This is a genomic window from Nisaea acidiphila (genome assembly GCF_024662015.1).
GTDB lineage: Bacteria > Pseudomonadota > Alphaproteobacteria > Thalassobaculales > Thalassobaculaceae > Nisaea > Nisaea acidiphila.
In genome coordinates this window covers 4,381,936-4,407,362 of the sequence record NZ_CP102480.1, presented here as the reverse complement: position 1 = coordinate 4,407,362, position 25,427 = coordinate 4,381,936, and the positions used below count along the sequence as shown (strand labels likewise).

Here is a 25,427-nt window from a genome sequence, read left to right as displayed (position 1 = left end):
TTGGCGGTCATCCCGCGTCAAGTGCATCGCTCAAGAACACTTGCAACTCTCCGCGACGATAGGCCCGCTCTGCAAACCGAACCGGCTCGCCGACCAGGCCGACCTCTTGCTCCAGCGGCCAGGGCTCTTCGAACATCCGCGCGGCCAGCATTTCGGCCGCCAGAGGCGCCGTTACGAAACCGCGGGATCCAAGGCCGCCGAGAACAAGAATGTCCGCCCCGGAAAACTCTGCCCCTCTCCGGCGATAATGCTTGCCGAAAGCAGACCCGAGTTCCGCTGCATCGGGCACCGCACCGAATAGCGGAACGCGGTCCGGCGTCACCGCCCGCAATCGCGCCCGCCCGAGCCATGTCTCACTGGGTGGCGGAAGGAGGGGTTGCAGACAGGACGGGAGATTTCCGTGATTTCGCCGGTGGTCCTCCTCGACTACAGCACTCTCCCAGTCCTTTCCGAGCCGGTTTACCGGGTCATGCGTCGCTCCGAGCAGATGCATGCCCTCACGCTCGGGGGAGAGATACCCGCCCCAGGAAAGCGCGCACCGCAGCGGCAGCCCGGCATCCGAGGCCGGGACGACGGACAATTGGCCCCGCACCGGCGCCAGGGGCAGCCATGCCCGCCCCGGGAAATGACGGTTCCCGATACCGGCGGTCAGCACCACCGTATCGGCCTCACCCAGAACAATGCCGTTCGCATCGACAAGCTGCACTCCCGAAGATGCGCGGCGCAGATCGCAGACCCTGCTGGACACAACCGAGGCCCCTGCCCCCCACTCCTCCAGCAGGCATCCGGTTTCGAGCAGACCGGCCTTCTCATAGAACAAACCGGTCTGATTGAGCGGAATACCGGCTCGTTCGCTTGCCTCCTTGCTGTCCAGCTCCGGGGCGAGAGACGCCGGATGCCACGCGTGTCCACGAGCCTTGAAAGCTCGTTCCCGTGCCGCATCATCATCCAGCATGACAAGCACACCGCACGGGTCCCAGGCCTCGGTTTCGGCATATTGCGAGATTGCGAAACGGTAAGCTGCGGCATGGAAACGGGCAGCGGGACTGTCCCCTGCATCCATCCGCGGCATGACGAGCGCGCGAGCATTGCCGGAAGCCCCCGCTCCGAGTTGACCGCTTTCTTCGTAGAGTTCCGGCCGTACGCCACGCCTTGTGAGCGCGCGCGCCAATGCGCAGCCCGCGATCCCTCCCCCGACGATGGCGATCCGGTCGCCGCGTTGCCGCTTAAGGAAAGGCACGCATAGAGTTGGGGCCCGGCGGCCTTCCGCGCGCGGCTCCTCCCGCTTCCGCGCGACGGACATCTCGCGCTTGCGCCCGTAGCCCTCCACCTTGGACACATCAAATCCGGCGGAGACAAGTCCCCGGCGGACCGTCCCCGCGGAGGTGAAGGTCGCCAGCGTGCCGCCAGGAACAGTCATCCGGCCGATCCACGTCAGCACCTCCTCCCGCCACATTTCCGGATTGCGTGACGGCGCGAAGCCGTCGAGAAACCAGGCGTCGGCCGAGGCTTTAAGCTTTGGCAGGATATCGCCCGCCTCGCCCACGGCCAGCGTGAGAACGATTCCCCAATCCTCAAAATGAATCCGATGCAATCCGGGCACCGGGGCCGGATAGCGCGCGATCAGGGCCGCAGCGATGTCGTCCAGTTCACCCCAGCATGAGAGCGCCTTACCGCACTCTGCGGCCACAAGCGGATAGCCCTCGATGCTCACATAATGCAGGAGTGCTCCGGGCGGCCTCGTTTTCTGCCAGAGCTTCGCCACCGCGCAGAAATTGAGACCGGTTCCGAAGCCGGTCTCGCCGATCGTGAAGTTATCGCGTCCGGCCCATGCTTCCGGCAGACCGCTGCCGGCGAGGAAGACATGGCGAGCCTCCGCCAGACCGTCCTCCGCGGAGAAATAGACGTCGCCGAACCGCTCCGAGAACGGGACGGAACCATCTTCCCAACTCAGGTCAGCAGTGATGGTTCCGCTCCTTCGTACAAATGAGTCCGCTCAATCCTCCGGCGCGTCGACCTCAAAGGTCTTGAAATCGGCCGGCGACACAACCTCGATCAGCTCCAGGTCTTCCGAATGTTCGATCTCGCGGTGTTTGATCATCGGCGGCTGCAAAACGCAATCGCCCGCCTTCATCGTATGGACGCCCTGGCCCTCATACTCGAATTTCGCCCAACCTTTCAGCACGTAGAACATCTGGAACTTGCAGTCATGCACATGCCAGGCGCCGGTCGCGTTGTGTCCGTCACGCGCCTTGATCACATGCGAGACCACATCGCCCTTGGACGCCGCCTCAATGCCGAGATCCCGATATTCGAAGTAGCTCCTGAGACCACGAGCGACGAAAGGATGCTCGTCACCGACGTGATGCAGAAAGTCGTGTTTTTCCGTCATGTTTTTCCTCCCACTGACTTTCTTTTCAGTCTAGCGTTCGCTCTGCACCGGCCTCAAGCAGCGCCGGACGAGCAACGGCTCTCACGCCGGAAATGGTCTAGTGACGGAGAACGATATGTCGGACTCGGATGCGGGTGTCTTGCCGGACGACGAACAGAAACGCATAGCACTCAAGCTCATCCTCGAAGCCTGGGACGAAGCGGTCGACAACGGCTGCGCGCCCGAAATGGTGGCTTCCTCTGCGATCTTTGCGGCATTGACCGATATGATCGAGAATTACGGTGAGCAGGCGGTGGCTGATATGGTCGCGGATTGGCCCGACCGGATTCGTGAGGGAGAATTCACCCTCGCCTCTTCTTGATACCGGACCGAACAAGAGTCCGGATTGGATAAATCGAGCGTCTGGGGAGAAGCGCCTTGAAGGATGGAGAATTCACCGACCGCGCGGCGATCGTCACGGGCGGCGCGAAGGGCATAGGCCTCGCCGTGGCCAAACGTATTCTGGAAAACGGCGGCAAGGTCGCGCTCTGGGACGTCGATGACGAGGGGCTCGCGGCCCGGGTATCGGAACTCGGGAGCCCGCCGGGGCTGGTCGCGACTACCGTTGATGTCAGTTCCGAGGCGAGCGTCTCCGTCGCCCATGCCAATACCGTCGGTGCCATCGGCCCCATCGATCTCCTGGTGAACAGCGCCGGAATCATCGGACCGACCGTGCCGACGGTTTCCTACGCGCTACCCGACTGGAAAAAGGTCATCGACATCGATCTGACCGGCGTTTTCCTCTGCTCCAAGACCATTGCCCCCGGCATGGCGGAACGCGGTTTCGGGCGGATCGTGAACATCGCCTCGATCGCGGGTAAGGAAGGTACGGCGAACGCTCCAGCATATAGCGCCGCAAAAGCAGGCGTCATCGCCTTCACGAAGGCGATGAGCAAGGAAATGCTGAATACCGGCGTCCTGATCAACTGCATCGCGCCGGGTCCGATCGAGACCGAGATGGTCGCGAATGCGGACCCGAAACATGTTGAAATAATGATCTTGAAATGCCCGATGGCGCGTCTCGGCACCGCTGAAGAGGTTGCGGCGATGACATGCTGGCTGCTGTCGGAAGAATGCAGCTTCAACTCGGGCGCCTGCTTCGATCTCTCCGGCGGCCGCGCGGTCTACTGAAAGAGGAGAGCGAAACATGTTCGAATGCCTGACCGAGGCCGTCACCGCGCGTCCTCACCTCCGCCACATCGGCCGCTATATGCGCTCCTCTTTCCTGCTTGAAGTTGGCGAAACTCTCTATCACGTAACTGTCGAGAACGGCGCCGTCGCCGCGGTGGAAACCGGTCCCTTCAAGATGCGGAGTTGGGATTTCGCCATCCGCGCCCCGAAGGAGGTCTGGGAATTCTTCTGGTCCGACGCACCGCCGCCCGGCTATCAGGACCTGTTCGCGATGACGCGCTACAGGCATGCGAGCCTTGAAGGCAACACGGCTCCGCTGCTGCATAATCTGCGATACGTGAAGGAGTTGCTCGCTCTGCCCCGGACGCTCCGACAGGAGGCCGGATCATGAGCGCCCGGATCGAGCCAATTACCGGCCGCTACATCCACCTCGAGATCGAGGGCCGGCCCTACAGGATCTATTTCGAGGAAGCCGGCGCCGGCATCCCGCTGCTTTGCCTGCATACCGCCGGAGCCCATTCGAGCCAGTACCGGCACCTGATGTGCGACGAAGCCGTGACCGACCGTTTCCGGGTTGTCGCCTTCGACCTGCCGTGGCACGGCAAGTCCAATCCGCCGGAAGGCTGGCAGGACGAGGAATACAAGTTGACGAGCGCGTTCTACGTCGCTGCCGTCGAGGCCTTTTCGGAGGCGATGGACCTCGACCGGCCCGTGGTCATGGGCTGCTCCATGGGTGGCCGCGTGGTCGTCCGCCTCGCGCTGGAAAAAGGCGCGGCGCTGCGCGGCGTGATCGGTCTCGAGGGATCCGACCACCCCTCGCCCTGGTATGACAATTCCTGGCTGGAGAGTCCGGAATTCCTGCGCGGCGATTTCTGCGCCGCCCTCGTCTCCGGCCTCGTCGCGCCGCAGAGTCCGGACGAATTTCGCTGGGAGACGCTCTGGCACTATTACCAGGGCGGTCCGGAGGTCTTCAAAGGCGACATGCATTTCTACCGGACCGACAGCGACTATGCCCACGAGAGCGGGACCATCGATACCGGCACCTGCCCGGTCTATCTCATGACCGGCGAGTACGATTACTCCTGCACGCCGGAGGATACGATCGAGACGGCTAAGCGCATCCCAGGCGCGAAAGCTATCATCATGAAAGAGATGGGACATTTCCCGATGTCCGAGAACCCCACAGCCTTCCGCGAACAGCTTCTGCCGGTCCTCGACCGGATTGCCGGCGGCGCCTGAATGAGTCTCGACTGCGACATGGGGCAGACGCCTTACTGGAAAACCACACCGCTGGAGGAGATGACCTCCGAGCAGTGGGAGACTCTCTGCGACGGTTGCGGCAAATGCTGTCTCGTGAAACTGATCGACGACGTCACCGACGACCTGCACTACACGGACGTCGCCTGCAGCCTGCTCGACTGCCAATCCTGCCGATGCAAGGACTATCCGAACCGGAAAGCCAAGGTGCCGGACTGCGTGATCCTGACGCCAAAGCTTCTGGAAGACCTGATCTGGATGCCGTCGACCTGTGCCTACCGCCTCGTCAAGGAAGGCCGGGATCTGCCGTTCTGGCACCACCTGATCTGCGGCGACCGGGAAATGGTGCACGAGGCCGGTATTTCCGTACGTGGCCGTGCCGTGTCGGAAACCCTGGTGCCCGACGAAAAACTCCCGGACCATATCGTGGAGTGGGCCGAATAATATAATACGACAACTTTCCTCTTTTAAGCGGATGGCGGCATCCCCAAATCTGGTCCGGAGAAAGGGAGCGAAGATGAGCAGAGGCATGTGGATATTGGCCGCGCTTCTCGCGGTCATAGCGTTTGCGACGATCTATCAGGAAGAGTTCGGCGGTGGGGTCGAACGGCCTTGGACAGCCTGCAAGGAAAGCATGGTCCAGCAATGGCTGAGCGGCGATTGCACGCCACGCGAAGGTTCCAGGATCAAGATCCAGGGACAAAATTGACGCAGTCCACGATCGGCGCTGGCAGCTCGAATATGAAATGTTATAACATCACTTCCTATATCGCACCTGCTCTGGGACCCATGAGCCATGATCCGTAAAGCCGCCGCCGCCCTATTTCTCTTCGGGACCGTCTCAGTCCCCGCCGTGCATGCGAGCGAAACCCGCTCGGCGCACGCCCATGAACATGGTCATGGGACCCTCAATATCGCTTTCGAGGACAACCGGGTCCTAATGGAGCTCGAAATTCCCGGTGCCGATATCGTCGGCTTTGAGCACGAGCCGAAATCCGACAGCGATAAAGCCGCTGTCGAGGCCGCGGAAGAGAAGCTCAAGAACGGCGTTGCGCTGTTCCGATTCGACGGAACCGCCTGCCGTTTCGAGGAGGCGCACCTCGAGGACCATCACGAAGAGCATGCAAAAAATGAGTCGCACGACCATGAGGAAGGCGAACATTCCGAGTTCCACGTCGCCTACGAGCTTTCCTGCGACGACACCGCCCGGATCTCCGGCATGGCCTTTCCGTTCTTCGCGGCCTTCCCGAACAGCGAAGAACTCGAAGTGACAATCATCGGCACGAGCGGCCAATTCCACTACGAAGTGGAACGGGATGAGCCTAACATCTCCCTGAAGAAGTGATCCCGTCAGGAAAATCCGATTGCCGTGAGCGAAACCAAAAGACCGGCCGAAACGCCCGCGATTTCGCTCTCGAATATCGCGTTCACCTGGACTGAAACCGGCTACCGGATTGCAGTCGACAGGTTTGACGTCCGCCGGGCCGAGCGGGTACTCCTGCTCGGCCGCTCTGGCGGGGGAAAATCAACCCTGCTCGGCCTCATCTGCGGGATTTCGACTCCGTCGGCCGGGCGGGTGGAAATTCTCGGCACCGACCTCGCCACCCTATCCGCCGGCCGCCGCGACCGGTTCCGGGCAGAGCATATCGGCGTGATCTTTCAGATGTTCAATCTGCTGCCTTATGCCTCGGCGCGTGAGAATGTCCGTCTCGGTCTTGCCTTCGCGCCCGGGCGGACGGCCCGCACGGCAGATCCGGAATCAGCGATCGAGGATTTGCTGACCCGGCTCGCGCTCCCTGACGGCGACCTGCGCCGACGGTCGGCCTCCCGGCTCAGCACCGGGCAGCAGCAACGCGTCGCCGCGGCCCGCGCCCTGATCGGCGCGCCGGAACTCATCGTCGCGGACGAGCCGACCTCGGCGCTCGATACAGACAGCCAGGAACGGTTTCTGGAGCTGCTGTTCGCCCAGCTCGACCGGCAGGGCTCCAGCCTGCTGATGGTGAGCCACGACGACCGTCTCGCGCCGCGCTTCGACCGGGTCGTCCGGACCGAGGAGATCCTGAGATCGGAGCCCGGTTCGTGACCCTACTCCGCATCGCCGGCCGCTCGCTCGCCAACCGCAGAACCACGGCAACCCTCACGGTCCTCGCGCTGGCGATTAGCATCGCCCTCTTTCTCAGCGTCGAGCGCACCCGGACCAGCGCCCGCGTGAGCTTCGCAAATACCATCGCCGGCACCGATCTGATCGTCGGCGCACGGAGTGGCTCCGTGCAGCTCATGCTCTATTCCGTCTTCCGGATCGGCAACGCGACCAACAACATCACCTGGGAAAGCTACCGGGACATTGCGGCCCGCCCGGAAGTCGCCTGGACCGTCCCCCTCTCCCTCGGCGACAGCCATCGTGGTTTTCGCGTCCTCGGCACGACCGAGGCCTATTTCGAGCATTACCGCTTCCGCGGCGGCAGAAAGCTGGAGATGCTGGCGGGCGCACCGTTCTCGGACCTGTTCGACACGACGCTCGGCGCCGACGTCGCGAAGGAACTTGGCTACAAGGTCGGTGATCCGATCGTGGTCGCGCACGGTCTGGGCGCCATCGGCTTCAGCAAGCATGAGGACATGCCGTTCCGCGTCTCCGGCATCCTTAAGAAAACCGGGACGCCGGTCGACCGCACGGTGCATGTGAGCCTTGCCGCCATAGAGGCCATCCATGTCGACTGGCAAAGCGGGGCGCGCGTGCCGGGCCAATCGACAAGCGCCGAAGCCGTCAGGAAAATGGACCTGACGCCGAAGGCGATCACCGCCGTTCTGGTCGGCGTCACCTCAAAGCTGAAGACCTTCAAACTGCAGCGTTTCATCAACGAGTATCGGGAAGAACCGTTGCTCGCAGTCCTGCCGGGTGTGGCGCTCCAGGAACTCTGGTCGCTCATCGGTGTCGCGGAAACCGCACTCGCCGCCATTTCTGCGATGGTGGTCCTCACGGCTCTGGTCGGCATGATAGCTGCCATCCTCTCGAGTCTGGCGGAGCGCCGCCGGGAAATGGCCATCCTGCGCGCCGTCGGCGCGGGCCCCGGTACCATCGCCTACCTGATGATCCTCGAGGCCGCCCTGCTCTCGCTCGCGGGTGCCGCCGCCGGGTCCCTTCTATTCATGGCGGGTCTGGCGATCGCCGGTCCCCTTGCGGATACCGCCTTCGGTCTCTATCTGCCTCTCAGTCTGCCGAATGCGCGCGAAATTGCGATCTTGGGCCTCATTGTCCTGGCGGGTATTCTCTCAGGGCTGTTTCCCGCATTTCGGGCCTACAGGATGTCGCTAGCGGACGGTATGACCATCCGGCAATAGGAGGCTGGCGTGACAGAGTCGTTTTTCCGAACCCGCAGAACCGTTATCGCCCTGGCCGGCGCCGCGTTCGCCGCCCCGTTCTTCGTTCCCTCCCCGGCCAGAGCGGCAGAAGGTCCCCGCGAGATCCTCTGGGAGGACCTGATTCCCAATCCTGACGAGCGTCTTAAAGCCACTATGAATCGCCTCGGCGTGGTCGAGCATGGCGCGATCCCGGAACAGACCACGGACGGCGGATACGGCACGGATCTGAACAATGAGCTGATTGGCGAGAATGTGCGTATCGCCGGTTATATCATCCCGCTCGACTACAATGGTGTTGGCGTCAACGAGCTGATCCTCGTGCCGTATGTCGGCGCCTGCATTCATGTGCCCCCGCCACCGCCGAACCAGCTCATTCTCGTGCGCACCGAGGAACCCTACGATCCGCGCGACATGTTCGACCCGGTCTATGTCGAGGGCACCCTCGGGATCCTGAACGAGACTAACGATCTCGCCGCAGTTGGCTATTCGCTGCAAGCGGACTCAATCGAGCCCTATGGTTAGAGATGAATTCGTATCTGGCGAATTGCACCTGGTAATCGAAGCGTCCTAGACTTGCGGTCTATCCCGTTCGGTTCCGGTTCCGCCTTATCCGGAGCCACGCACTTTCCTGGAGTTATCGCCGTCATGCCGCTCGTCGGGCAAATGCTGTCCTTCATCTATACGCAGGATCTCGCAGCCGCGTCCGCGTTCCTGAGCGAGACGCTCGGCTTCAGGCTGGCTCTGAACCAGAACGACAATTGCCACATCTACGAGGTCGCACCGAATGCCTTCCTCGGGGTCTGCACCAACCGCCCGCCGGCGGAAGACCCGGCGGTAACGATCTCCTTCGTATCGCCGGATGTGGACGGCTTCTACGAAGAGATGAAGGCCAAGGGTGTCGCCTTCGACGCACCTCCCGCTTTCAGCGAGAAATTCAACGTCTATTCCGCTTTCTTCCGCGGCATCGGGAATTACCGCTTCGAAATCCAGGAGTTCCGGGACGCTGCCTGGCCGGCACCGCTGAAGTAGCGCGCATTACCGCAGAGTATAAGGAACTGAAGCCATGAGCCGTGACATCGCAATGATGAGCGCGACCGATCTGATCCGGTCCTTCGCCGCCGGTACACTGTCACCCGTGGAGGCCACCGAGGCCGCACTCGCTGCCATCGACGCGCACAACGGAAAGCTCAATGCCTTCGTCCATGTGGATGCGGAAGGCGCACTGGCAGCGGCGAAGGCTTCGGAGCAGCGCTGGCGCGACGGCCGGCCGACGGGACTGATCGATGGAGTGCCGACTACAATCAAGGATCTCGCTGACGTAAAGGCGCTGCCGACCCGGCGGGGATCGAAAACGACCGATCCGGAATATCGGGCCCCGGAAGACGCGCCTTTCGTCGCGCGGCTTCGCGATCACGGAGCCGTCTTCCTCGGCAAGACCACCACGCCGGAGATCGGCTGGAAGGGCGTCACGGACAGCCCCCTCACCGGCGTCACCCGCAATCCCTGGAACCCGGAGAAGACACCCGGCGGCTCCTCCGGCGGTGCGGCCGTAAGTGCTGCCACGGGAATGGGCGCGTTGCACCAAGGTACGGATGGCGGCGGCTCCATCCGTATCCCCGCTGCCTATACCGGCATTTATGGCATCAAGCCGACCTTCGGCAGGGTGCCGCAATATCCGGCGAGCGCCATGGGCACCGTCTCCCATGTCGGCCCTATGACCCGGACCGTCGCCGACGCGGCACTGATGCTAACGGTGATGAGCGGTCCTCATATATCCGATTGGTACACTGCGCCGGACGACGGACGCGACTTCCGGCAGATTTCGGGCAAGTCTGTCCGCGGTATGCGGATCGCCTACTGCCCCGATCTCGGATTTGCACAGGTCGATCCGGATATCGCAGAGCTTGTCGCGGCGGCAGTACGCCGTTTCGCAGAACTCGGCGCATATATTGAGGAGGTCGACCTAGAGCTCTCCGGCTCCGCGGAGACTTTCAGGATCCACTGGTTTACCGGCGCGGCCAATGCCTATCGCGCCCTCGGCCCGGACCAGCGGGAGCTTCTCGATCCGGGCCTTGCCGAGGTATGCCTCGAAGGCTTGGAAATCACGTTGCCTGACTACCAGGACGCCATTCGGGAGCGCGAGAAGCTCGGTTTCGAGATCAACCGACTGCTCGACCGCTACGACCTGCTGCTAACGCCGGCAATGCCGACTGCAGCTTTCGATGCCGGGCTCGAGGTTCCACCCGGCTCCGGCATGCGGCGCTGGACGGAATGGACACCGTTCTCCTATCCATTCAACCTGACGCAGCATCCAGCGGCATCCGTGCCATGCGGCTTTACCCGCGACGGCATGCCCGCGGGCCTGCAGATCGTGGCGGCAAAATATCGCGAGGATAAAGTTTTCTCCGGAAGCGCTGCCTACGAAACGATCTGCCCGTTCAAAATGCCAACGTAGGATTGATCCAAACGGACTGTATGTCTGTACAGAACCGACAGATTGGGAGATACTTTCAAACGTTCCGACAACAACCATTACGAGGTGGAGAGTGAAATCAACTCCCAGCCTGCGACCGGAACAGTCAAAACCCCTGTCGGAAGGTCTTGCCGATCTCCAGACGAGTGTCGAACGCGTGCTCGGCACGATTACCGATGATGCGATGGCCGCGGAAGTCGCCGGGATCCTGCACGAGATTTCCACACTCCGTCTAAATGTCGACTTGCCCGGAGAAGGAGACCGCCGGAAGGATCTGCGAGAACCGAGATGCGACATCTCGATTTTCAAGATCGACGGTCAGAATGTTGATTGTGCCATCCAGGATCTCTCGATCGGCGGCGCCCATATCGTCGCCGACCTTCCAGTGGCGCCGAACACCGAAATCGCGCTGAACATCCCGGAGGCCGGTGCCGTCACCGCGCGCGTTGTCCGGCAAACGGATACCGGTGTCCATGTCCAGTTCGAAGCACTAACCGATCCGCAAATCATCGCAATTACCGAGAGCTTGCAGGCCCACTACACCAAATAGCGTTCCGGCTGTCAGGCTGCTTGCAGCCCTGTCCCCCGGCGCAATGCCCGTCCCGGCCGGGCACCCGTGTGCGCACCGCTGCCCCAGACCATCCGGCCATTGACGAAAACGCTCTCGATCCCTGCCGCCGGAGCGGTCGGCCGGTCGAAATCGGCGCGGTCGATCACCGTCTTCTCGTCGAATACGCAGAGATCCGCGAAATTACCCTCGGCGACAGTGCCACGGTCCTTAAGGCCAAATTTCTGTGCCGAAAGCCCCGTCATGCGGCGCACCGCCTCCTCCAGAGGGAACAGCTCCAGATCTCGGCAATAATGCCCGAGCACGCGCGGGAAGGTGCCCCAGAGCCGCGGATGAGGAAACTCGTCATGCGGCAGGCCATCGGAACCGATCATCGCGTGTTCGAACTTGAGGATCCGCTGCACGTCCTCCTCGCTCATGGAGAAATAGATCGCGCCCGCCGGCTGCAACTGTTCGGCCGCCTCATAGATATCGCAGCCAAGTTCCTTGGCGATGTCCGCGAGGTCCCGTCCGGCAAGATCCGGCCGCGCGTTGGACCAGGTGATCTTGACCCGCTCCGAGAGCGCTATGGAATCCGGTTTGAGGACGGTCGAGGAGGCACAATAAGGATAGATATCGAGACCGATATCCTGATGGTGCATGTGTTTCTCGAAACAGGCGAGCGTCTCGCAGCTCCGCCCGAAATTCTCTTTTCCCTGCACTTTGTGGTGCGAGACGATCACCGGGCATCCGGCTTCCCGGCCAATGGTAAAGGTCTCGTCGAGCGAATCCATGATATCGTCCGACTCGTTCCGCATATGCGTGACATAGCGGGCACCGAAGGCCTTCAGACTGCGCGACAGCTCTATCACCTCTTCGGTCGGCGCCTTGTGGGACGGCGCGTAGAAGAGACCTGTCGAGAATCCCACGGCGCCGGAATCCAGCGCTTCCTCCAGAAGACCGCGCATTTGCTTGATTTCTTGACCCGTGGCGCCCCTGTCGAGCCTGTCCATCGTCCCGACACGAAGTGTCGAATGGCCGACCAGAAAGGCTGCGTTTACCGAGGCCGGCGCCTGCTCCACGGCGGAGAGAAAGGAGTCGAAGGTGCGGAACTTGTACCAGTCCGGATCGCCGATAAGGTCCAGCGGCGGCGGAGGCGCCACGTCGAGCACCAGCGGCGCGAGGCTGATACCGCAATTGCCGACCACCACCGTCGTCACGCCCTGGCTGACCTTGGCATCGAAGTCGGGCTGCGACAGCAGCATCCTGTCGTCATGGGTATGAACGTCGATGAATCCCGGAGCGACAATCCGGTTGCTGACGTCGATGCGCTTGCCGGCCTCGGCACCGATGAGGTCGCCGACCGCGGCAATCGCCTCGTCCCGGATCCCGACATCCGCACGCTTACGCGGGGCACCGGTACCGTCGATGACATCGCCGCCTTCGAGAACGATATCGTATGCCGCTGAAGTCATATCCGGATCCCCTTGGAACATCATGAGTTAACTCTTAATCGGACTGCCTTGGCCAAGCTCCTGTCAATGCCCGCGCCGGAACAAATGCCGAAGCCGCTGGGAACCATTGCCCCCCTTGAGCCGAACCGGCAGGCGGGCGTAAGGTCCCTATCCCACCTTCGGAATGCCCAGATCATGACTGACACGATTCAGTGCGCGGATTTTCTCATCATCGGCGCCGGCATGGCCGGCGCGTCCTGCGCCTATTTTCTCGCCCCCCACGGCTCCGTTATTCTGTTGGAGCGTGAAGAACAACCTGGCTACCACACGACCGGACGGTCCGCCGCGCTCTATATCGAAAGCTATGGGAATGCAGCGATCCGTGCCCTCAATCGCGCTGGCAAGCCGTTCTTCCAGAACCCTCCGGAAGGGTTCGCAGACGGCCCCATCCTGACACCGCGCGGCTCCCTCACCATCGCGGAAGCCAGCCAACTCGATGCGCTCGATGCCGCCCACAACGAGCTCGCGGCGACGGCAAAGGGATTGGAGATCGTCGAGGGCGCGCGCCTGCTGGAACTGTTCCCTGCGCTCGATCCGGAGAAGATAGTCCGCGGGCTCTACGATCCGAACGACATGGACATGGATGTCCATGCCCTGCATTGGGGCTTCATCCGAGGCATGCGGGACCGGGGCGGGAAACTCGTCACGGATGCGGACGTGCAGGGACTGACGCACGGTTCCGACGGCTGGAAAGTCGAAACCCGCGCCGGTACCTTTGCCTCGCCTGTGGTGATCAATGCGGCCGGTGCCTGGGCCGACGAGATCGGCAAACTCGCGGGCGCAAAACCGATCGGTCTGGTGCCGAAGCGCCGCACCGCCTTCACCTTCGATCCGCCCGAAGGGCTCGATCCCGACAAACTGCCCGCCGTCGTCAATGTGAACGAGGACTGGTACGTCAAACCGGAAGCCGGGCGCTTTCTCGGCTCTCCCGCCGACGAGACACCGTCAATGCCGACCGACGCGCAACCGGAGGATCTCGACCTCGCGATAGCGGTCGATCGGATCGAGACCGCGACGACATTGAAGGTCGGCCGCTTCCACAGCCGCTGGGCAGGACTCCGTTCCTTCGTATCCGACAAGAGCCCGGTGGTCGGCTTCGAGCCGGGTCTCGACGGCTTTTTCTGGCTGGCGGGTCAGGGCGGCTACGGCATCCAGACCTCCGCCGGGCTGGGCATGACCTCCGCGGCACTGGCCCGGGGTGCGGCACTGCCGGACGAGGTGGTCCGCGAGGGCCTCAGCGCCGCCGATCTCGCGCCGGACCGGCCGACCCTCGCCGCGGCCGAGTATTTCGCCGGATAGGCCCGACCGGGCGGGAACGATGTTTCCCCGCTCCGGCCAATCGACAGATCAGGCTTTCGCAGGAAGTGTCAATCGCGTGACAGGAACGTGCAAATCGTTCCCGGCGCCCTTTTGTGCTTTTGACAAGTCGCCATATGGAGCCTAGAAACCGCGCTCCACTTGGAAAAGAAACGGAAAGTCCGGGCCGATGGACCATCTCGACGCGCTGGAAGCGCAGAGTGTCTACATTCTGCGAGAGGCCTTCAACAAGTTCGATCGCCTGGGCATGCTCTGGTCGCTCGGTAAGGATTCGAACGTCATGGTCTGGCTCGCCCGCAAGGCGTTCTTGGGTCACGTGCCGTTCCCGCTGATGTTCTGTGACACCGGCAAGAAGTTTCCAGAGATGTACGAATTTCAGAAGAAGTACGCCGCCGAATGGGGCGTGAAGCTTCTGGTCCGCGAATGCCCGCCGATCGAGGAAATCGATCCGACACTGCCGCCGGCAACGCGCTCCGCCGCGCGCAAGACCGAGGCGCTGAAACGTCTGATCGCCGAGCAGGACATGCAAGCCGTGATCGCGGGCATCCGCCGCGACGAGGAGGCGACGCGGGCAAAGGAACGGGTCTTCAGCCCGCGCGGCGAGAATGCCGAATGGGATTTTCGTGACCAGCCGCCGGAATTCTGGGACCAGTTCAAGACCGATTTCGCGCCGGGCACCCATATCCGCATCCACCCGATCCTGCATTGGACCGAGCTTGATATCTGGCGCTACATCCAGCGTGAGAAAATTCCGCTCGTCTCGCTCTATTACTCCAAGAACGGCAAGCGTTACCGCTCCCTTGGCGACCAGGACATCACCTTCCCGATCGAGAGCGAGGCCAGCACGATCGAGGAGATCATCGCCGAGCTGGAGGCGACCACGATTGCCGAGCGCAGCGGCCGGGCCATGGATCACGAGGCGGAAGACGCCTTCGAGCGGCTCCGCACCGCGGGCTACATGTAAATCGCGGCACCGTCAGACCCGCCCCTAAAGAGACACCCGATGCAAGTTTCCTCCGAAAGCCCCGCCCTCAAGCTTGTCGTCGTCGGCCATGTCGACCACGGCAAGTCGACCCTGATCGGCCGCCTGCTGCACGACACCGGCTCCCTGCCGGACGGCAAGGCCGAAGCGGTGATCAGGATGTCCGAACGGCGCGGTATGCCGGTGGAGTGGGCCTTCGTACTCGACGCGCTGCAGGCCGAGCGCGACCAGGGCATCACGATCGACACGACCCAGATCTTCTTCAATACCGACAAACGCAACTACGTCATCATCGACGCGCCCGGCCATACCGAATTCCTCAAGAACATGGTCTCGGGCGCCGCGCTTTCCGACGCGGCCCTGCTGGTGATCGACGCCAAGGAGGGCATGCAGGAACAGTCCCGCCGTCACGGCTACATCCTGCACCTGCTCGGCGTGCGCCAGGTCGCCGTCGTGATCAACAAAATGGATCTGGTCGACTATCGCGAGGAGCGTTACCAGGAACTGACTGGAGAGATCCGCAAGTATCTCTCCGGCCTCGGCCTAGAGGCGGCGGCCATCGTGCCGGTCTCCGCCCGCGAGGGGCAGGGCCTCGTTGCGGCCCCGGACAAGATGTCCTGGTACGCCGGACCGCATCTGGTGGAGGTGTTGGACGGCTTCAGCCCGCCGGTGCTGCCGACCGACCGGCCACTGCGCCTGCCGGTACAGGACGTCTATAAGTTCGACGACCGCCGCATCATCGCCGGTCGGATCGAGAGCGGTCGGATCCGCACCGGCGACAGGATCCTGATTTCGCCCTCAAACAAGAGTGTGACGGTTAAGAGTATCGAGAGCTGGAACACCCCGTCGCCGGCGCTCAGCGCGTCGGCCGGTCAGTCCGTCGGCATCACGCTCTCGGAACAGCTCTTCATCGAGCGCGGCCAGGTGATCAGCCACGAGGCCAACCCGCCGATCGAGAGCAACGTGTTCCGCGCCCGCATATTCTGGCTCGGGCGCAAGCCGCTCGAGGTCGGCAAGCGCTATAAGCTGAAGCTGGCGACCAACGAGCAAATGGTCGACGTGCAGTCGATCGAAACCGTGATCGATGTCGAGAATCTGACATCGGCTGCCGGGGACAAACTAGAGCGCAACGGGATCGGCGAGATCACGCTCCGCGCCCGCGCCATGCTGGCACTCGACGAGTTCTCCGAGAACCCGAAGACCGGCCGTTTCGTCCTGGTCGACGAGTACGACACGGTCGGCGGCGGCATCATCTTCATGGAAGGCTATCCGGATCAGCGCAGCAGCGGCGATGTCCGTTCGACCAACATCACCGCCGTCGAACACCGGGTAACGCCGGATATGCGGGCCCGTTCCAACGGTCACGAAGGCGGTATCCTCTGGCTGACCGGGCTCTCCGGCGCAGGTAAGTCGACGCTTGCCATCGAGGCCGAACAGCAGCTTTTCGCCAAAGGCTACCAGGTCTATGTGCTGGACGGCGACAATGTCCGCTTCGGGCTCTCCTCCGATCTCGGCTTCGCACCGGAAGACCGGGCGGAGAACATCCGCCGCGTCGGCGAGGTCGCTAAGCTGTTCGCCAGCGCCGGTGTACTCGTGCTGACCGCCTTCATCTCGCCCTACCGCGCCGACCGCGACCGCGCCCGCTCGATCGCGCCGGACCTGTTCCACGAGGTCTATGTCGCGGCAGACGTCTCGACCTGCGAGGGCCGCGATCCGAAAGGCCTCTACAAAAAGGCCCGCGCGGGCGAGATCAAGGACTTCACCGGCGTTTCGGCACCCTATGAGGAGCCGGTAACTCCGGAATTGACGGTCGATACCTCCGACAAGACGGTCAACGAGTCCGTGGCCGAACTGCTCGCTTATGTGGAGGAGAATTTCAGCCTGACGGGGAATGGCGGCGGTCGCTAGAGATGCTTTCCGCGTTCCAGGATCTCAAGCATGTACTCCCGATAGGTCATGCCGAGTTCTTTCGCCCTCTTGATGCGGCGCTGAAGGATCAGGCGATCCGGTGCCTTCCAGGCATTGGCGCTCGCTTTTTTCCAGTGCGTCTTGTGCCAGACATTGCTGAGCGGCGGGCCCTGGTTGTGGCCAATACCAATGGGAACCGGTTTGCGCAGGCCAACCAGCGCGGACACCTTGTGCCGTTTGATGCGATTCATTTTAGCGTGATCCGATAGGCGCAGCGACGCGCCCCCGAAAGAATGTGATCGGTCCGCTCTACCACGCAATCGGGCCCCAGAACATCCCGAAACAGCTTCAGTTCGGAGCGGCAGAGCCCCTGGCACTCCGTGGCGGCGGCACAGACCGGACAATGATTCTCGATCAGGAGAAAACCGCGCTCCTCCATTTCCACGCACTCGGCCATGTAGCCCTCGCGGTCCCGGAGCTCGACCAGCGCATCGAGTTTCTGTTTCAGCGTCCGTGCCCTGCCGGTCTCTGCCCGGTAGAGCGCGAGGTTTTCCGCCTCCCGCTTCTCGATCAGGCTATCCAGTCCCGCCTCGCCGAAGAGTTCGCGCACCGACTGCAGAAGATCGACGGTGAGCTGGGCGTGACTGTCCGGAAAGCGCGCATGCCCGGCATCGGTCAGGGCCCAGAAGCGTTTCGGCCGGCCGCGCCCCTGGCGCCGGTCCTCCGGCGTGACCAGTCCCGCTTCCGCCAACTTGGCGAGATGCTGGCGCGCCGCTTCCCCGGTCATGGAGAAATGCGCGCCGAGATCGCCGATGGTCTGGGGCCCTCGGGTCTTCAGCTGAAAAAGGATACGGTCTGCGGCACGATCGTTCATATCGGATTCCAATAGGTTATCCGTCTTTATCAAGGATTGGCTTGCGTTGGAAGAGATGCGACGCGGGCCCGCTCAGTGGATCAGCTGCTCCAGGCTTTCCAGCCGGTCCGCTTCTTCCGCCGGTTTGTCCCAGCGGATCCGGTGAAAGCGGGGAAAGCGCATGGCGACGCCGCTCTTGTGCCGGGAAGAGCGATGCACGCTGTCGAAAGCGACCTCGACCACCAGTCCGGGGGTAACCTCCCGCACCGGGCCGTAACGCTGAATGGTGTTGTCGCGCACCCATTTGTCGAGCCGCTTCAGTTCCTCGTCGGTAAAGCCGGAATAGGCCTTGCCGACCGGCACCAGCTCCGGCCCTTCTTCCCCGTCACGCCAGGCGCCGAAGGTGAAGTCGGAATAGAAGGAGGAGCGCTTGCCGTGCCCGCGCTGGGCGTACATCACCACGGTATCGAGCGTCAGCGCATCGCGCTTCCACTTGAACCACGGCCCTTTCGGGCGGCCAGGCTGGTAGACGCTGTCGCGGCGCTTCAGCATCAATCCCTCAAGCTGCGCCTCGCGGCAGGCTTCGCGCAGCGCTTCCAGCGCGGCGATATCCTCGAACGGGACGATCTCGGAGAGGTCAGTCCGGACCGGCTTTTCCCGCTCCCAGAAAGTCTCGAGTCGTGTGCGGCGCTCCGTGAATGAGAGCCCGCGAAGATCCTCGTCCCGCTCGAACAGTATGTCGTAGAGGCGGATATGCGCCGGATGCTCCCGCAGCATTTTCGCCGTAACACGTTTGCGGTTGAGCCGCTGCTGAAGGTCGTTGAACGGTGCCACCTCGCCTTCCCGCAACACAAGGAGCTCGCCATCCAGCACGCCTTCGAAACTCACGAAATCGACGATGTCCGGGAAAGCCGCCGAGATGTCGTCGCCGGTCCGGGAATAAAGCCTGACCTCGTTGCAGCGCGCCGCGATCTGCACGCGGATCCCGTCCCATTTCCATTCCGCCGCATAGGCCGAAAGATCGAGCCGTGCGAGATCTTCCTTCTCCAGCGGATTGGCCAGCATCAGGGGGCGGAAAACCGCGCGCGCGCTCATATCGGGGCGATCCGTACGTCCTTCCAGCCAGTCGAACAGCTCGCCGTAGGGCGGCGCCAGCCCATGCCAGATTTCCTCGATCTCGTCGACTTCGCGCCCGAAGGCCTCGGCGAGCGCGGTTTTGGCGAGGCGGGCGGAGACGCCGACGCGCATCCCGCCGGTCACCAGCTTCAGCATTGCCCAACGTCCGGTTGGATCCAGCGTGTCGAGCCAGCTCTCGATCACTTCAGACGCGGCGGCCGCACTCAGCCCCGCGAGTTCCGAAGGAATTTCGCCCAGAGAAGGCGCGGCCCGGTTCGCAGGCTTTTCCGGCCAGATCAGGGCGACGGTCTCAGCCAGGTCGCCAACGAAATCGTAAGACCAGCCGAACAGCTCCGGATCGACCCGCTCCGTCACCAGCGCGCGGATCGTGGATGGCTTCGCACTCTTCACATCGAGCGCGCCCGCCAGCGCGGCGAGTGCGATTCCCCGGTCCGGATCGGGAGCGGTGCGGAAATAATCCGCCATCAGCTTCAGCTTGCTGTTGCGCTGCGGAGCATAGAGCAAGCGGTCGAGCAGGCGGGCGAAGCGCAGCATCAGCCCTCTTCCTCGTAACCGAGCAGTCGGAGAGCCTTCGCTTCTATGCCTTTCTTCCGGGCAGCGTGGACCAGCGCCTCCTCACGCCCGTGCGTCACCCAGACTTCCGGCGCCCCGACATCGTCTAGCGTCTGCAGCAGTTCGTCCCAATCCGCATGGTCGGAAATCACCAGTGGCAGCTCGACGCCGCCTTGCTTCGCCCGCTGCTTCACGCGCATCCAGCCCGATGCCATGGCCACGACCGGATCCGGCAACCGGCGCGCCCAACGGTCGGCGATGGCCGATGGCGGGGCCAGAACGATCTCGCCCGAAAGATCCGCCCGCGGTTTGCCCTTCTCGCCTGCCGTCGCCGGCAGCAGCTCACCCAGATCGACGCCGTGCGCCTGGTAAAGCTCGCAGAGCGGCATCAAAGCGCCGTGCAAGTAGAGCGGCTTATCGTAACCGGCTGCCCGGATCAGAGAGATCAGCCGTTGCGCCTTGCCGAGGGAATAGGTTCCGATAACGTGGCAGCGATCGGGGAAGAGGCTGCGCGAATGCATCAGCATCGCCATCTCTCCTTCATCCGGAGGATGGCGGAAGACCGGCAGCCCGAAGGTCGCCTCCGTGACGAAGACATCGCAGGGCACGGGTTCAAACGCCGTGCAGGTCCGGTCGGGGCGGCGCTTGTAGTCTCCGGAGACGACGACACGCTCACCCTTATACTCAAGCACCACCTGCGCGCTGCCGAGGACATGCCCGGCCGGAGCCAGCCATACCTTCACACCATTGATCGTGATCGTCTCGCCGAGCGCAAGTGGCTGGCCGGAACCGAACGGCATCTCGCCATAGCGCGTCCGCATGATAGCAAGCGTAGCGGCAGTGGCGGCGACGGTGCCGTGGCCGGGCCTGGCATGGTCCGCATGGCCGTGGGTGATGACCGCGCGCTCGACGGCCCGCGTCGGATCGACATAGAAGCCGCCCGGCTCGACAAGCAGGCCCTCCGGTCGGACCCTGATCCAGCTTGCCCTGCGTGCGGCTTTCGTCATCCCTACTCGATATTGTCCGTGCGTGCCTGCTTACCGAGATAGCCGCCGTGATGACGAAGTCCATATTCGTGCCGGGTGACGCCCTTGCGCTCCATCAGGACCAGCGCCAGCGCGTCGCTCACCGCCGACATCACCGCCATGCTGGCGGACGGCGTCAGTCCCAACGGGCACGGCTCCTTGATCACGCCCATATCGATGATGACGTCCGCGAGATCGCGCAGGCCGCTGTCCGGATGCGAGGTGATACCGATGACCTTGCCCGCCTCGACATGGCGGCTGAGTTCGATGAACTCCAGTACTTCGCGGGTTTTCCCGCTGGTCGAGAAAGCGACGATGCAGTCCCCGGGAGCGACCATGCCGAGATCGCCGTGCGCCGCCTCGCTCGGATGGATAAAGAACGCCGGAGACGCCGTCGAGCTCAGGATCGCGGCGAACTTGTGCGCGATGAACCCCGCCTTGCCCATGCCCGTCGTGATGATCTTTCCGGGCGTGTTCTGAAGGATATCGAGGGCCTTTTCATAGGTCTCGTCGACCTTGATCGCATCGATCGCCGCCGCCTCCGCATCCAGGATCATCTTGATGCGGGACTTAATGTCGGAACTGTTCACGGAAAGCCTCGGGGTTTCGGAAACTCAAGTTGCCGGAATTTAACTGACAGCGTCCGCCGATGCCAGCGCCACATACCCCACAAATTAACCGTAATGACGGAATTTCTCGGCCATTATGGACAAACCGAAACGAATACAATGCTGCATTGCAACATTGTCATTTTCACCCGCTTGTCCGATCTTCCTATTATCAGCAACAGAATACTCTTCAGAGCTGGAACCAGATATGATCAACGAGCAAATCAAGAAGCCACGGGTCTATTTTTCCGATACCCAGCGGAAATGGTCGCTTCTTCAGGCCGATGCGGCATTGGAAATGATCGACGGCCTTTCCCGTCACAGTGAAAATGCCGATCCCTTGGGCGAACCGAAGCTGGTCGTCTCGAACGCCGCCTGAGCACCTTCGCACCTGCAAAAATTCGATGGCCGGACCTAGATCGTCCGGCCATTCGCGTTCCCGGACAGAGCCAAAGGGTTGGAGCGCACACGATCACGGCTTAAGGTGCGGTCGCTCCGTCCCGGAGATGTATTCCGAATCAAGAGGCTGCGCCATGTCCGAACCCGTTGTCCTGCTCACCAAAGACGCGCGCGGAGTTGCCACCGTCACGATCAACCGACCGGAAGTGAACAACGCCTATAATGGCGAGGTGGTCCAGGGCCTGCTCGACGCGTTCGCCGCTTGCGGTTCCGACGACAAGGTCCGAGTCGTGGTCCTGCGCGGCAACGGCAAGCACTTCCAGGCCGGGGCCGACCTGCGCTGGCTGAACGAGATCGGCGCGCTTTCCCCGGAAGAGAATGTCGCGGTGTCGCGGCGCACCGCTTCGGCGGTCTGCGGCCTTAACGATTTTCCGAAGCCGACCGTTGCACTGGTACATGGCGGCTGCTTCGGCGGCGGCGTCGGCATTGTCGCGGCCTGTGACGTGGTAATCGCCAGCGAGGATGCGCTCTTCGCCATCACCGAGGCGCGCTGGGGCGTCATGGCCGGCATCATCGTCCCGCATCTGAATGCGGCCATGGGGCCGCGCAATGTCCGTCGCTACGCGCTCACCTGCGAGCGCTTCGGTGCGGCAAAGGCCGCCGAGATGGGGCTGGTGCACGAAGTATGCGCAACGGGGGGCCTCGACGCGGCCGCCGGGCCCGTCATCGATCAGCTCCTGCTGTCGGCACCGGTCGCAATCTCCGAGACCAAGCAGGTCATCCTGGACCACGCCAACATCTCTCTGTCGGACGAGTATTTCGAAGAGCTGGTTGCCCAGCACGCAGCGAAGCGCCAATCGGACGAAGCCGCCGAAGGCCTGAATAGCTTCGCCGAGAAGCGCAACCCGGCTTGGTATCCAGCTGACGCGTGACCCCGTGATGAGTCCGCTCGATCGAAATGACCCCGCGCCCGATGCGGCACAGAACTTCTCGTGGTCGATAGATCGCGAACAGAAATTGCTGCTGATCGAGATCCGGGACGGCTTCTCCGACTACGATCTACTCAAGTACATCCCGAGAATCTGGGAGGACAACCCCGAGGTCATCTGGTGCAATACGGTTGTCGACCACCGAGGAACGTTCGGGCCCACCGACTGGACCTGGGGCGCTCTGGAAAAGCTCGGAAAACAATGGGCCGAATTCGAACAAGGCCAGAATCCGGGAACCCGGGTCGCGATCGTGACGGACAATTACTGGCTCACCCTGCTCGTCAACAAGGCGCTGGGGTTCATCTTTCCTGGCTCAAGGTTCCGCTGCTTCAAGGAAATACACCCGGCAATGAGCTGGGCCGCCGATGACGAAGCCCCCGAAGAGGACTAATCTCTTGCCGGGGCCCAAGTTGCCCTCCACCTTTCCGGCATGTCGGACGCAACCGCAGCACTCTTGACGGATATCGCCGCACTTCCGGACGCATTCCGCGACTGGTTTGACGCGAAAGGCTGGCAGCCGCACCCGCATCAACTCGAAATGTTGCAGGCCGCGCGGAGCGGCAAGCACGCTTTGCTCATCGCGCCCACCGGAGGCGGCAAGACGCTGGCCGGTTTCCTGCCGAGCCTGATCGACCTCGCCGATGCTCCAAATGACGGGCTGCACACGCTCTATGTCTCGCCGCTGAAAGCCCTCGCGGTCGACATTCACCGCAACCTCCTCCTGCCGATCGAGGAGATGGACCTGCCCGTGACGGCGGAAACGCGGACGGGCGACACGCCGCAGGCCAAGAAGCAGCGCCAGCGCGGCGCCCCGCCGAACGTTCTGCTGACCACCCCGGAAAGCCTCGCGCTGCTGCTCTCCTATACCGATGCACCGAAGATCTTCGCGGGGCTGCGCACCGTCGTCATCGACGAGTTGCACGCGCTGGCGCCCAACAAACGTGGCGAACAGCTCGCGCTGGGGCTCGCCCGGCTTGCGAAGCTCGCCCCCGATGCGCGCCGGGTCGGCCTCTCCGCCACAGTCGCCTATCCGGACTCGCTCGAGGCCTATCTCTCGCCCACCGGCCGGCACGGCGCGGGAGACGTCGCGCGGGTGGCCGGCGGCGGCGCCGTCGCGGCCGAGGTCGAGATCATGATCGGGCGCGGTCATTTCCCCTGGTCCGGCCATATGGGAACCTACGCCGTCGAAGACATCTACGAACAGATCTGCGGCGCCGGGACCACGCTGGTCTTCGTCAATACGCGCGCGCAGGCGGAGATCCTTTTCCAGGCGCTCTGGCGGGTGAATGAGCAGAACCTGCCGATCGCCCTGCATCACGGTTCGCTTTCGGCCGAACAGCGGCGCAAGGTCGAGGCGGTGATGGCGAATGGCGGTCTTCGGGCGGTGGTCGCCACCTCCTCCCTCGATCTCGGCATCGATTGGGCGGCGGTCGACCTCGTAATTCAGGTCGGCGCGCCGAAAGGCTCGTCGCGGCTGCTGCAGCGGATAGGACGCGCCAATCACCGGCTCGACCAGCCAAGCCGCGCGATCCTGATCCCGGCCAACCGCTTCGAAGTGCTGGAATGCCAAGCCGCGATCGACGCCGTAAAGGAGATGACGCTCGACGGCGAGCTGCCGAGCGGAGGTTCACTCGACGTCCTGGCCCAGCACATCCTCGGCACCGCCTGCTCCGGCCCCTTCCACCCGAACCGGCTCTACGAGGAAATCCGCACCGCCGCACCCTATACAGAACTATCCCGCGAGGATTTCGACGCCGTGCTGCGCTTCGTGACGGATGGCGGATATGCGCTCCGCACCTATGATCGCTTCCGGCGCCTGCGCCCTACGGCAGACGGAAAGTGGACCGTCGTGAACGAGAGGGTGGCGCATGCCTACCGGATGAATGTCGGCACCATCGTCGAGGCAGTCACGCTGAAGGTCCGCATGCGCCGCGGCCGCTTCCTCGGCGAGATTGAGGAGTATTTCGTCCAGGGCCTGACGCCGGGCGACACCTTCCTCTTCGCCGGAAAACTCCTGACGTTCGAGGGCGTGCGGGAGACCGTTGTAGAGGTCAGCCCCGGCGGCGGCGAAGAGCCTGAAATCCCGGCCTATATGGGAGGCCGGCTACCTTTCACGACTCATCTCTCCCAGCGTGTCCGCGCCATGCTGGAGGACGACCGGGACTGGCCGATGCTCCCCGCACCGGTCGAGGACTGGCTGCGCATGCAGCAATGGCGTTCTGTCATGCCGAAACGGGACCGGCTGCTGGTCGAGATCTTCCCCCGTTCGGGCAAATTCTATCTCGTCGCCTACTGCTTTGCCGGCCGCAACGCGCACCAGACCCTCGGCATGCTGCTGACCAAGCGCATGGAGCGGGCCGGACTGGACCCGCTCGGCTTCGTCGCGAGCGACTACGTGATCGGGGTTTGGAGCCTGAAAGAGCCGCGCAGGGAGGATGTAGAAGCACTGTTTGACCAGAACATGCTCGGCGACGATCTCGAGGAATGGATGGCAGACTCGACCCTGCTGAAACGCACTTTCCGCAATGTCGCGGTGATCGCCGGGCTGATCGAACGCAAGCTTCCCGGGCACGAGAAAACCGGCCGCCAGGTCACCATCAATGCCGACCTGATCTACGACGTGCTGCGCAGCCACGAGCCGGACCATATCCTGCTCCGCGCCACGCGGGCCGACGCGGCACGCGGTCTGACCGACATCCGGAGGCTCGCCGATTTCCTGGTCGAGGTGCAGGGACGGATCGACGTGCGTCCTCTAGACCGTGTCTCCCCGCTCGCGGTGCCGATCCTGCTGGAGATCGGCAAGGAGCAGGTCTATGGAGGCGCCATGGATACGTTGCTCGAGGAAGCGGAAGCCGAACTCGTCGCGGAGGCTACTGGCGGCGACATGCAGGCGCAGCTGCCGATCTGATGCGGCCGTTGGACACTCTCTCCCCGGAAGAGATTC

28 protein-coding genes are annotated in these 25,427 nt (G+C 62.9%); 20 read left to right on the top strand and 8 right to left on the bottom strand.

Annotation, left to right across the window (positions count from 1 at the left end; translation table 11 throughout):
• Positions 1–7 precede the first annotated feature (7 nt).
• Positions 8–1,954: a bifunctional tRNA (5-methylaminomethyl-2-thiouridine)(34)-methyltransferase MnmC2/FAD-dependent 5-carboxymethylaminomethyl-2-thiouridine(34) oxidoreductase MnmC1 gene (gene mnmC, locus NUH88_RS20620; protein ID WP_257772280.1), complete on the bottom strand. Its 1,947-nt coding sequence runs from the start codon at positions 1,952–1,954 to the stop codon at positions 8–10.
• 42 nt (positions 1,955–1,996) lie between these two features.
• The gene (locus NUH88_RS20615; RefSeq protein WP_257768645.1) at positions 1,997–2,392 is read right to left on the bottom strand and encodes a cupin domain-containing protein; all 396 of its coding nucleotides are present in this window, start codon (positions 2,390–2,392) and stop codon (positions 1,997–1,999) included.
• 115 nt (positions 2,393–2,507) lie between these two features.
• On the opposite strand from NUH88_RS20615, the gene NUH88_RS20610 reads away from it, so the two are divergent.
• The 13 genes from NUH88_RS20610 to NUH88_RS20550 all read left to right on the top strand — a co-directional run bounded on the left by NUH88_RS20610 (position 2,508) and on the right by NUH88_RS20550 (position 11,202).
• Positions 2,508–2,753 (top strand): hypothetical protein, encoded by a 246-nt coding sequence (locus NUH88_RS20610; protein WP_257768643.1) that lies wholly within the window; start codon positions 2,508–2,510, stop codon positions 2,751–2,753.
• A 56-nt stretch (positions 2,754–2,809) separates the two neighbouring features.
• The gene (locus NUH88_RS20605) at positions 2,810–3,562 is read left to right on the top strand and encodes an SDR family NAD(P)-dependent oxidoreductase (protein WP_257768641.1); all 753 of its coding nucleotides are present in this window, start codon (positions 2,810–2,812) and stop codon (positions 3,560–3,562) included.
• 16 nt (positions 3,563–3,578) lie between these two features.
• Entirely contained in the window at positions 3,579–3,953 is a 375-nt protein-coding gene (locus NUH88_RS20600; RefSeq protein WP_257768639.1) for a hypothetical protein, read from the top strand.
• Entirely contained in the window at positions 3,950–4,801 is an 852-nt protein-coding gene (locus NUH88_RS20595) for an alpha/beta fold hydrolase (protein WP_257768637.1), read from the top strand. The genes NUH88_RS20600 and NUH88_RS20595 overlap by 4 nt, the downstream gene beginning before the upstream one ends.
• Entirely contained in the window at positions 4,802–5,263 is a 462-nt protein-coding gene (locus NUH88_RS20590) for a YcgN family cysteine cluster protein (protein WP_444329684.1), read from the top strand.
• A gap of 73 nt (positions 5,264–5,336) precedes the next feature.
• Positions 5,337–5,528, top strand: coding sequence for a hypothetical protein (locus NUH88_RS20585; protein ID WP_257768635.1), 192 nt, complete (start codon positions 5,337–5,339; stop codon positions 5,526–5,528).
• An 87-nt stretch (positions 5,529–5,615) separates the two neighbouring features.
• Positions 5,616–6,164, top strand: a complete 549-nt coding sequence (locus NUH88_RS20580; RefSeq protein ID WP_257768634.1) for a DUF2796 domain-containing protein — start codon at positions 5,616–5,618, stop codon at positions 6,162–6,164.
• Positions 6,165–6,188: 24 nt separating this feature from the next.
• Positions 6,189–6,902, top strand: a complete 714-nt coding sequence (locus NUH88_RS20575; RefSeq protein WP_257768632.1) for an ABC transporter ATP-binding protein — start codon at positions 6,189–6,191, stop codon at positions 6,900–6,902.
• The gene (locus NUH88_RS20570; RefSeq protein WP_257768630.1) at positions 6,899–8,158 is read left to right on the top strand and encodes an ABC transporter permease; all 1,260 of its coding nucleotides are present in this window, start codon (positions 6,899–6,901) and stop codon (positions 8,156–8,158) included. The genes NUH88_RS20575 and NUH88_RS20570 overlap by 4 nt, the downstream gene beginning before the upstream one ends.
• Positions 8,159–8,167: 9 nt before the next feature.
• The gene (locus NUH88_RS20565; protein WP_257768628.1) at positions 8,168–8,701 is read left to right on the top strand and encodes a DUF3299 domain-containing protein; all 534 of its coding nucleotides are present in this window, start codon (positions 8,168–8,170) and stop codon (positions 8,699–8,701) included.
• 123 nt (positions 8,702–8,824) lie between these two features.
• Positions 8,825–9,208 carry a VOC family protein gene (locus tag NUH88_RS20560; RefSeq protein ID WP_257768627.1) on the top strand — a complete coding sequence of 128 codons (384 nt, stop codon included), beginning with the start codon at positions 8,825–8,827 and terminating at the stop codon, positions 9,206–9,208.
• 34 nt (positions 9,209–9,242) lie between these two features.
• Positions 9,243–10,634, top strand: coding sequence for an amidase (locus tag NUH88_RS20555; RefSeq protein WP_257768626.1), 1,392 nt, complete (start codon positions 9,243–9,245; stop codon positions 10,632–10,634).
• 91 nt (positions 10,635–10,725) lie between these two features.
• A complete protein-coding gene (locus NUH88_RS20550) occupies positions 10,726–11,202 on the top strand; it encodes a PilZ domain-containing protein (RefSeq protein ID WP_257768625.1) in 477 nt (158 codons plus the stop codon).
• 11 nt (positions 11,203–11,213) lie between these two features.
• On the opposite strand, the gene NUH88_RS20545 is transcribed toward NUH88_RS20550, so the two are convergent.
• A complete protein-coding gene (locus NUH88_RS20545) occupies positions 11,214–12,674 on the bottom strand; it encodes an N-acyl-D-amino-acid deacylase family protein (RefSeq protein WP_257768623.1) in 1,461 nt (486 codons plus the stop codon).
• Between the two features lie 174 nt (positions 12,675–12,848).
• Here NUH88_RS20545 and NUH88_RS20540 point away from each other — a divergent pair, with 174 nt between their 5' ends.
• From NUH88_RS20540 to cysC, 3 genes are all read left to right on the top strand, one after another.
• Positions 12,849–14,012 (top strand): NAD(P)/FAD-dependent oxidoreductase, encoded by a 1,164-nt coding sequence (locus NUH88_RS20540; RefSeq protein ID WP_257768621.1) that lies wholly within the window; start codon positions 12,849–12,851, stop codon positions 14,010–14,012.
• A 187-nt stretch (positions 14,013–14,199) separates the two neighbouring features.
• Positions 14,200–14,994: a sulfate adenylyltransferase subunit CysD gene (gene cysD / locus NUH88_RS20535; protein ID WP_257768619.1), complete on the top strand. Its 795-nt coding sequence runs from the start codon at positions 14,200–14,202 to the stop codon at positions 14,992–14,994.
• 39 nt (positions 14,995–15,033) lie between these two features.
• Positions 15,034–16,920 (top strand): adenylyl-sulfate kinase, encoded by a 1,887-nt coding sequence (cysC, locus tag NUH88_RS20530; RefSeq protein ID WP_257768617.1) that lies wholly within the window; start codon positions 15,034–15,036, stop codon positions 16,918–16,920.
• Here the strand turns inward: cysC and NUH88_RS20525 are convergent.
• From NUH88_RS20525 to NUH88_RS20505, 5 genes are all read right to left on the bottom strand, one after another.
• Positions 16,917–17,171 (bottom strand): hypothetical protein, encoded by a 255-nt coding sequence (locus NUH88_RS20525; protein WP_257768616.1) that lies wholly within the window; start codon positions 17,169–17,171, stop codon positions 16,917–16,919. The genes cysC and NUH88_RS20525 overlap by 4 nt on opposite strands.
• A complete protein-coding gene (locus NUH88_RS20520) occupies positions 17,168–17,794 on the bottom strand; it encodes a helix-turn-helix transcriptional regulator (protein WP_257768614.1) in 627 nt (208 codons plus the stop codon). The genes NUH88_RS20525 and NUH88_RS20520 overlap by 4 nt, the downstream gene beginning before the upstream one ends.
• A 72-nt stretch (positions 17,795–17,866) precedes the next feature.
• Positions 17,867–19,444 (bottom strand): cisplatin damage response ATP-dependent DNA ligase, encoded by a 1,578-nt coding sequence (locus NUH88_RS20515; RefSeq protein ID WP_257768612.1) that lies wholly within the window; start codon positions 19,442–19,444, stop codon positions 17,867–17,869.
• The gene (locus NUH88_RS20510) at positions 19,444–20,469 is read right to left on the bottom strand and encodes a ligase-associated DNA damage response exonuclease (protein ID WP_257768610.1); all 1,026 of its coding nucleotides are present in this window, start codon (positions 20,467–20,469) and stop codon (positions 19,444–19,446) included. Before NUH88_RS20510 ends, NUH88_RS20515 begins: the two co-directional genes overlap by 1 nt.
• 2 nt (positions 20,470–20,471) lie before the next feature.
• On the bottom strand, positions 20,472–21,077 hold the full coding sequence (locus tag NUH88_RS20505; protein ID WP_257768608.1) for an SIS domain-containing protein: 606 nt from the start codon (positions 21,075–21,077) through the stop codon (positions 20,472–20,474).
• A 115-nt stretch (positions 21,078–21,192) separates the two neighbouring features.
• Between NUH88_RS20505 and NUH88_RS20500 the strand changes: the two genes are divergently transcribed.
• The 4 genes from NUH88_RS20500 to NUH88_RS20485 all read left to right on the top strand — a co-directional run bounded on the left by NUH88_RS20500 (position 21,193) and on the right by NUH88_RS20485 (position 25,391).
• The gene (locus NUH88_RS20500; protein WP_257768606.1) at positions 21,193–21,474 is read left to right on the top strand and encodes a hypothetical protein; all 282 of its coding nucleotides are present in this window, start codon (positions 21,193–21,195) and stop codon (positions 21,472–21,474) included.
• A gap of 154 nt (positions 21,475–21,628) precedes the next feature.
• Positions 21,629–22,426 carry an enoyl-CoA hydratase-related protein gene (locus NUH88_RS20495; protein WP_257768604.1) on the top strand — a complete coding sequence of 266 codons (798 nt, stop codon included), beginning with the start codon at positions 21,629–21,631 and terminating at the stop codon, positions 22,424–22,426.
• Positions 22,427–22,433: 7 nt separating this feature from the next.
• Positions 22,434–22,874 (top strand): hypothetical protein, encoded by a 441-nt coding sequence (locus NUH88_RS20490; protein ID WP_257768602.1) that lies wholly within the window; start codon positions 22,434–22,436, stop codon positions 22,872–22,874.
• Between the two features lie 63 nt (positions 22,875–22,937).
• Positions 22,938–25,391 (top strand): ligase-associated DNA damage response DEXH box helicase, encoded by a 2,454-nt coding sequence (locus NUH88_RS20485; RefSeq protein ID WP_444329683.1) that lies wholly within the window; start codon positions 22,938–22,940, stop codon positions 25,389–25,391.
• Positions 25,392–25,427: the final 36 nt, after the last annotated feature.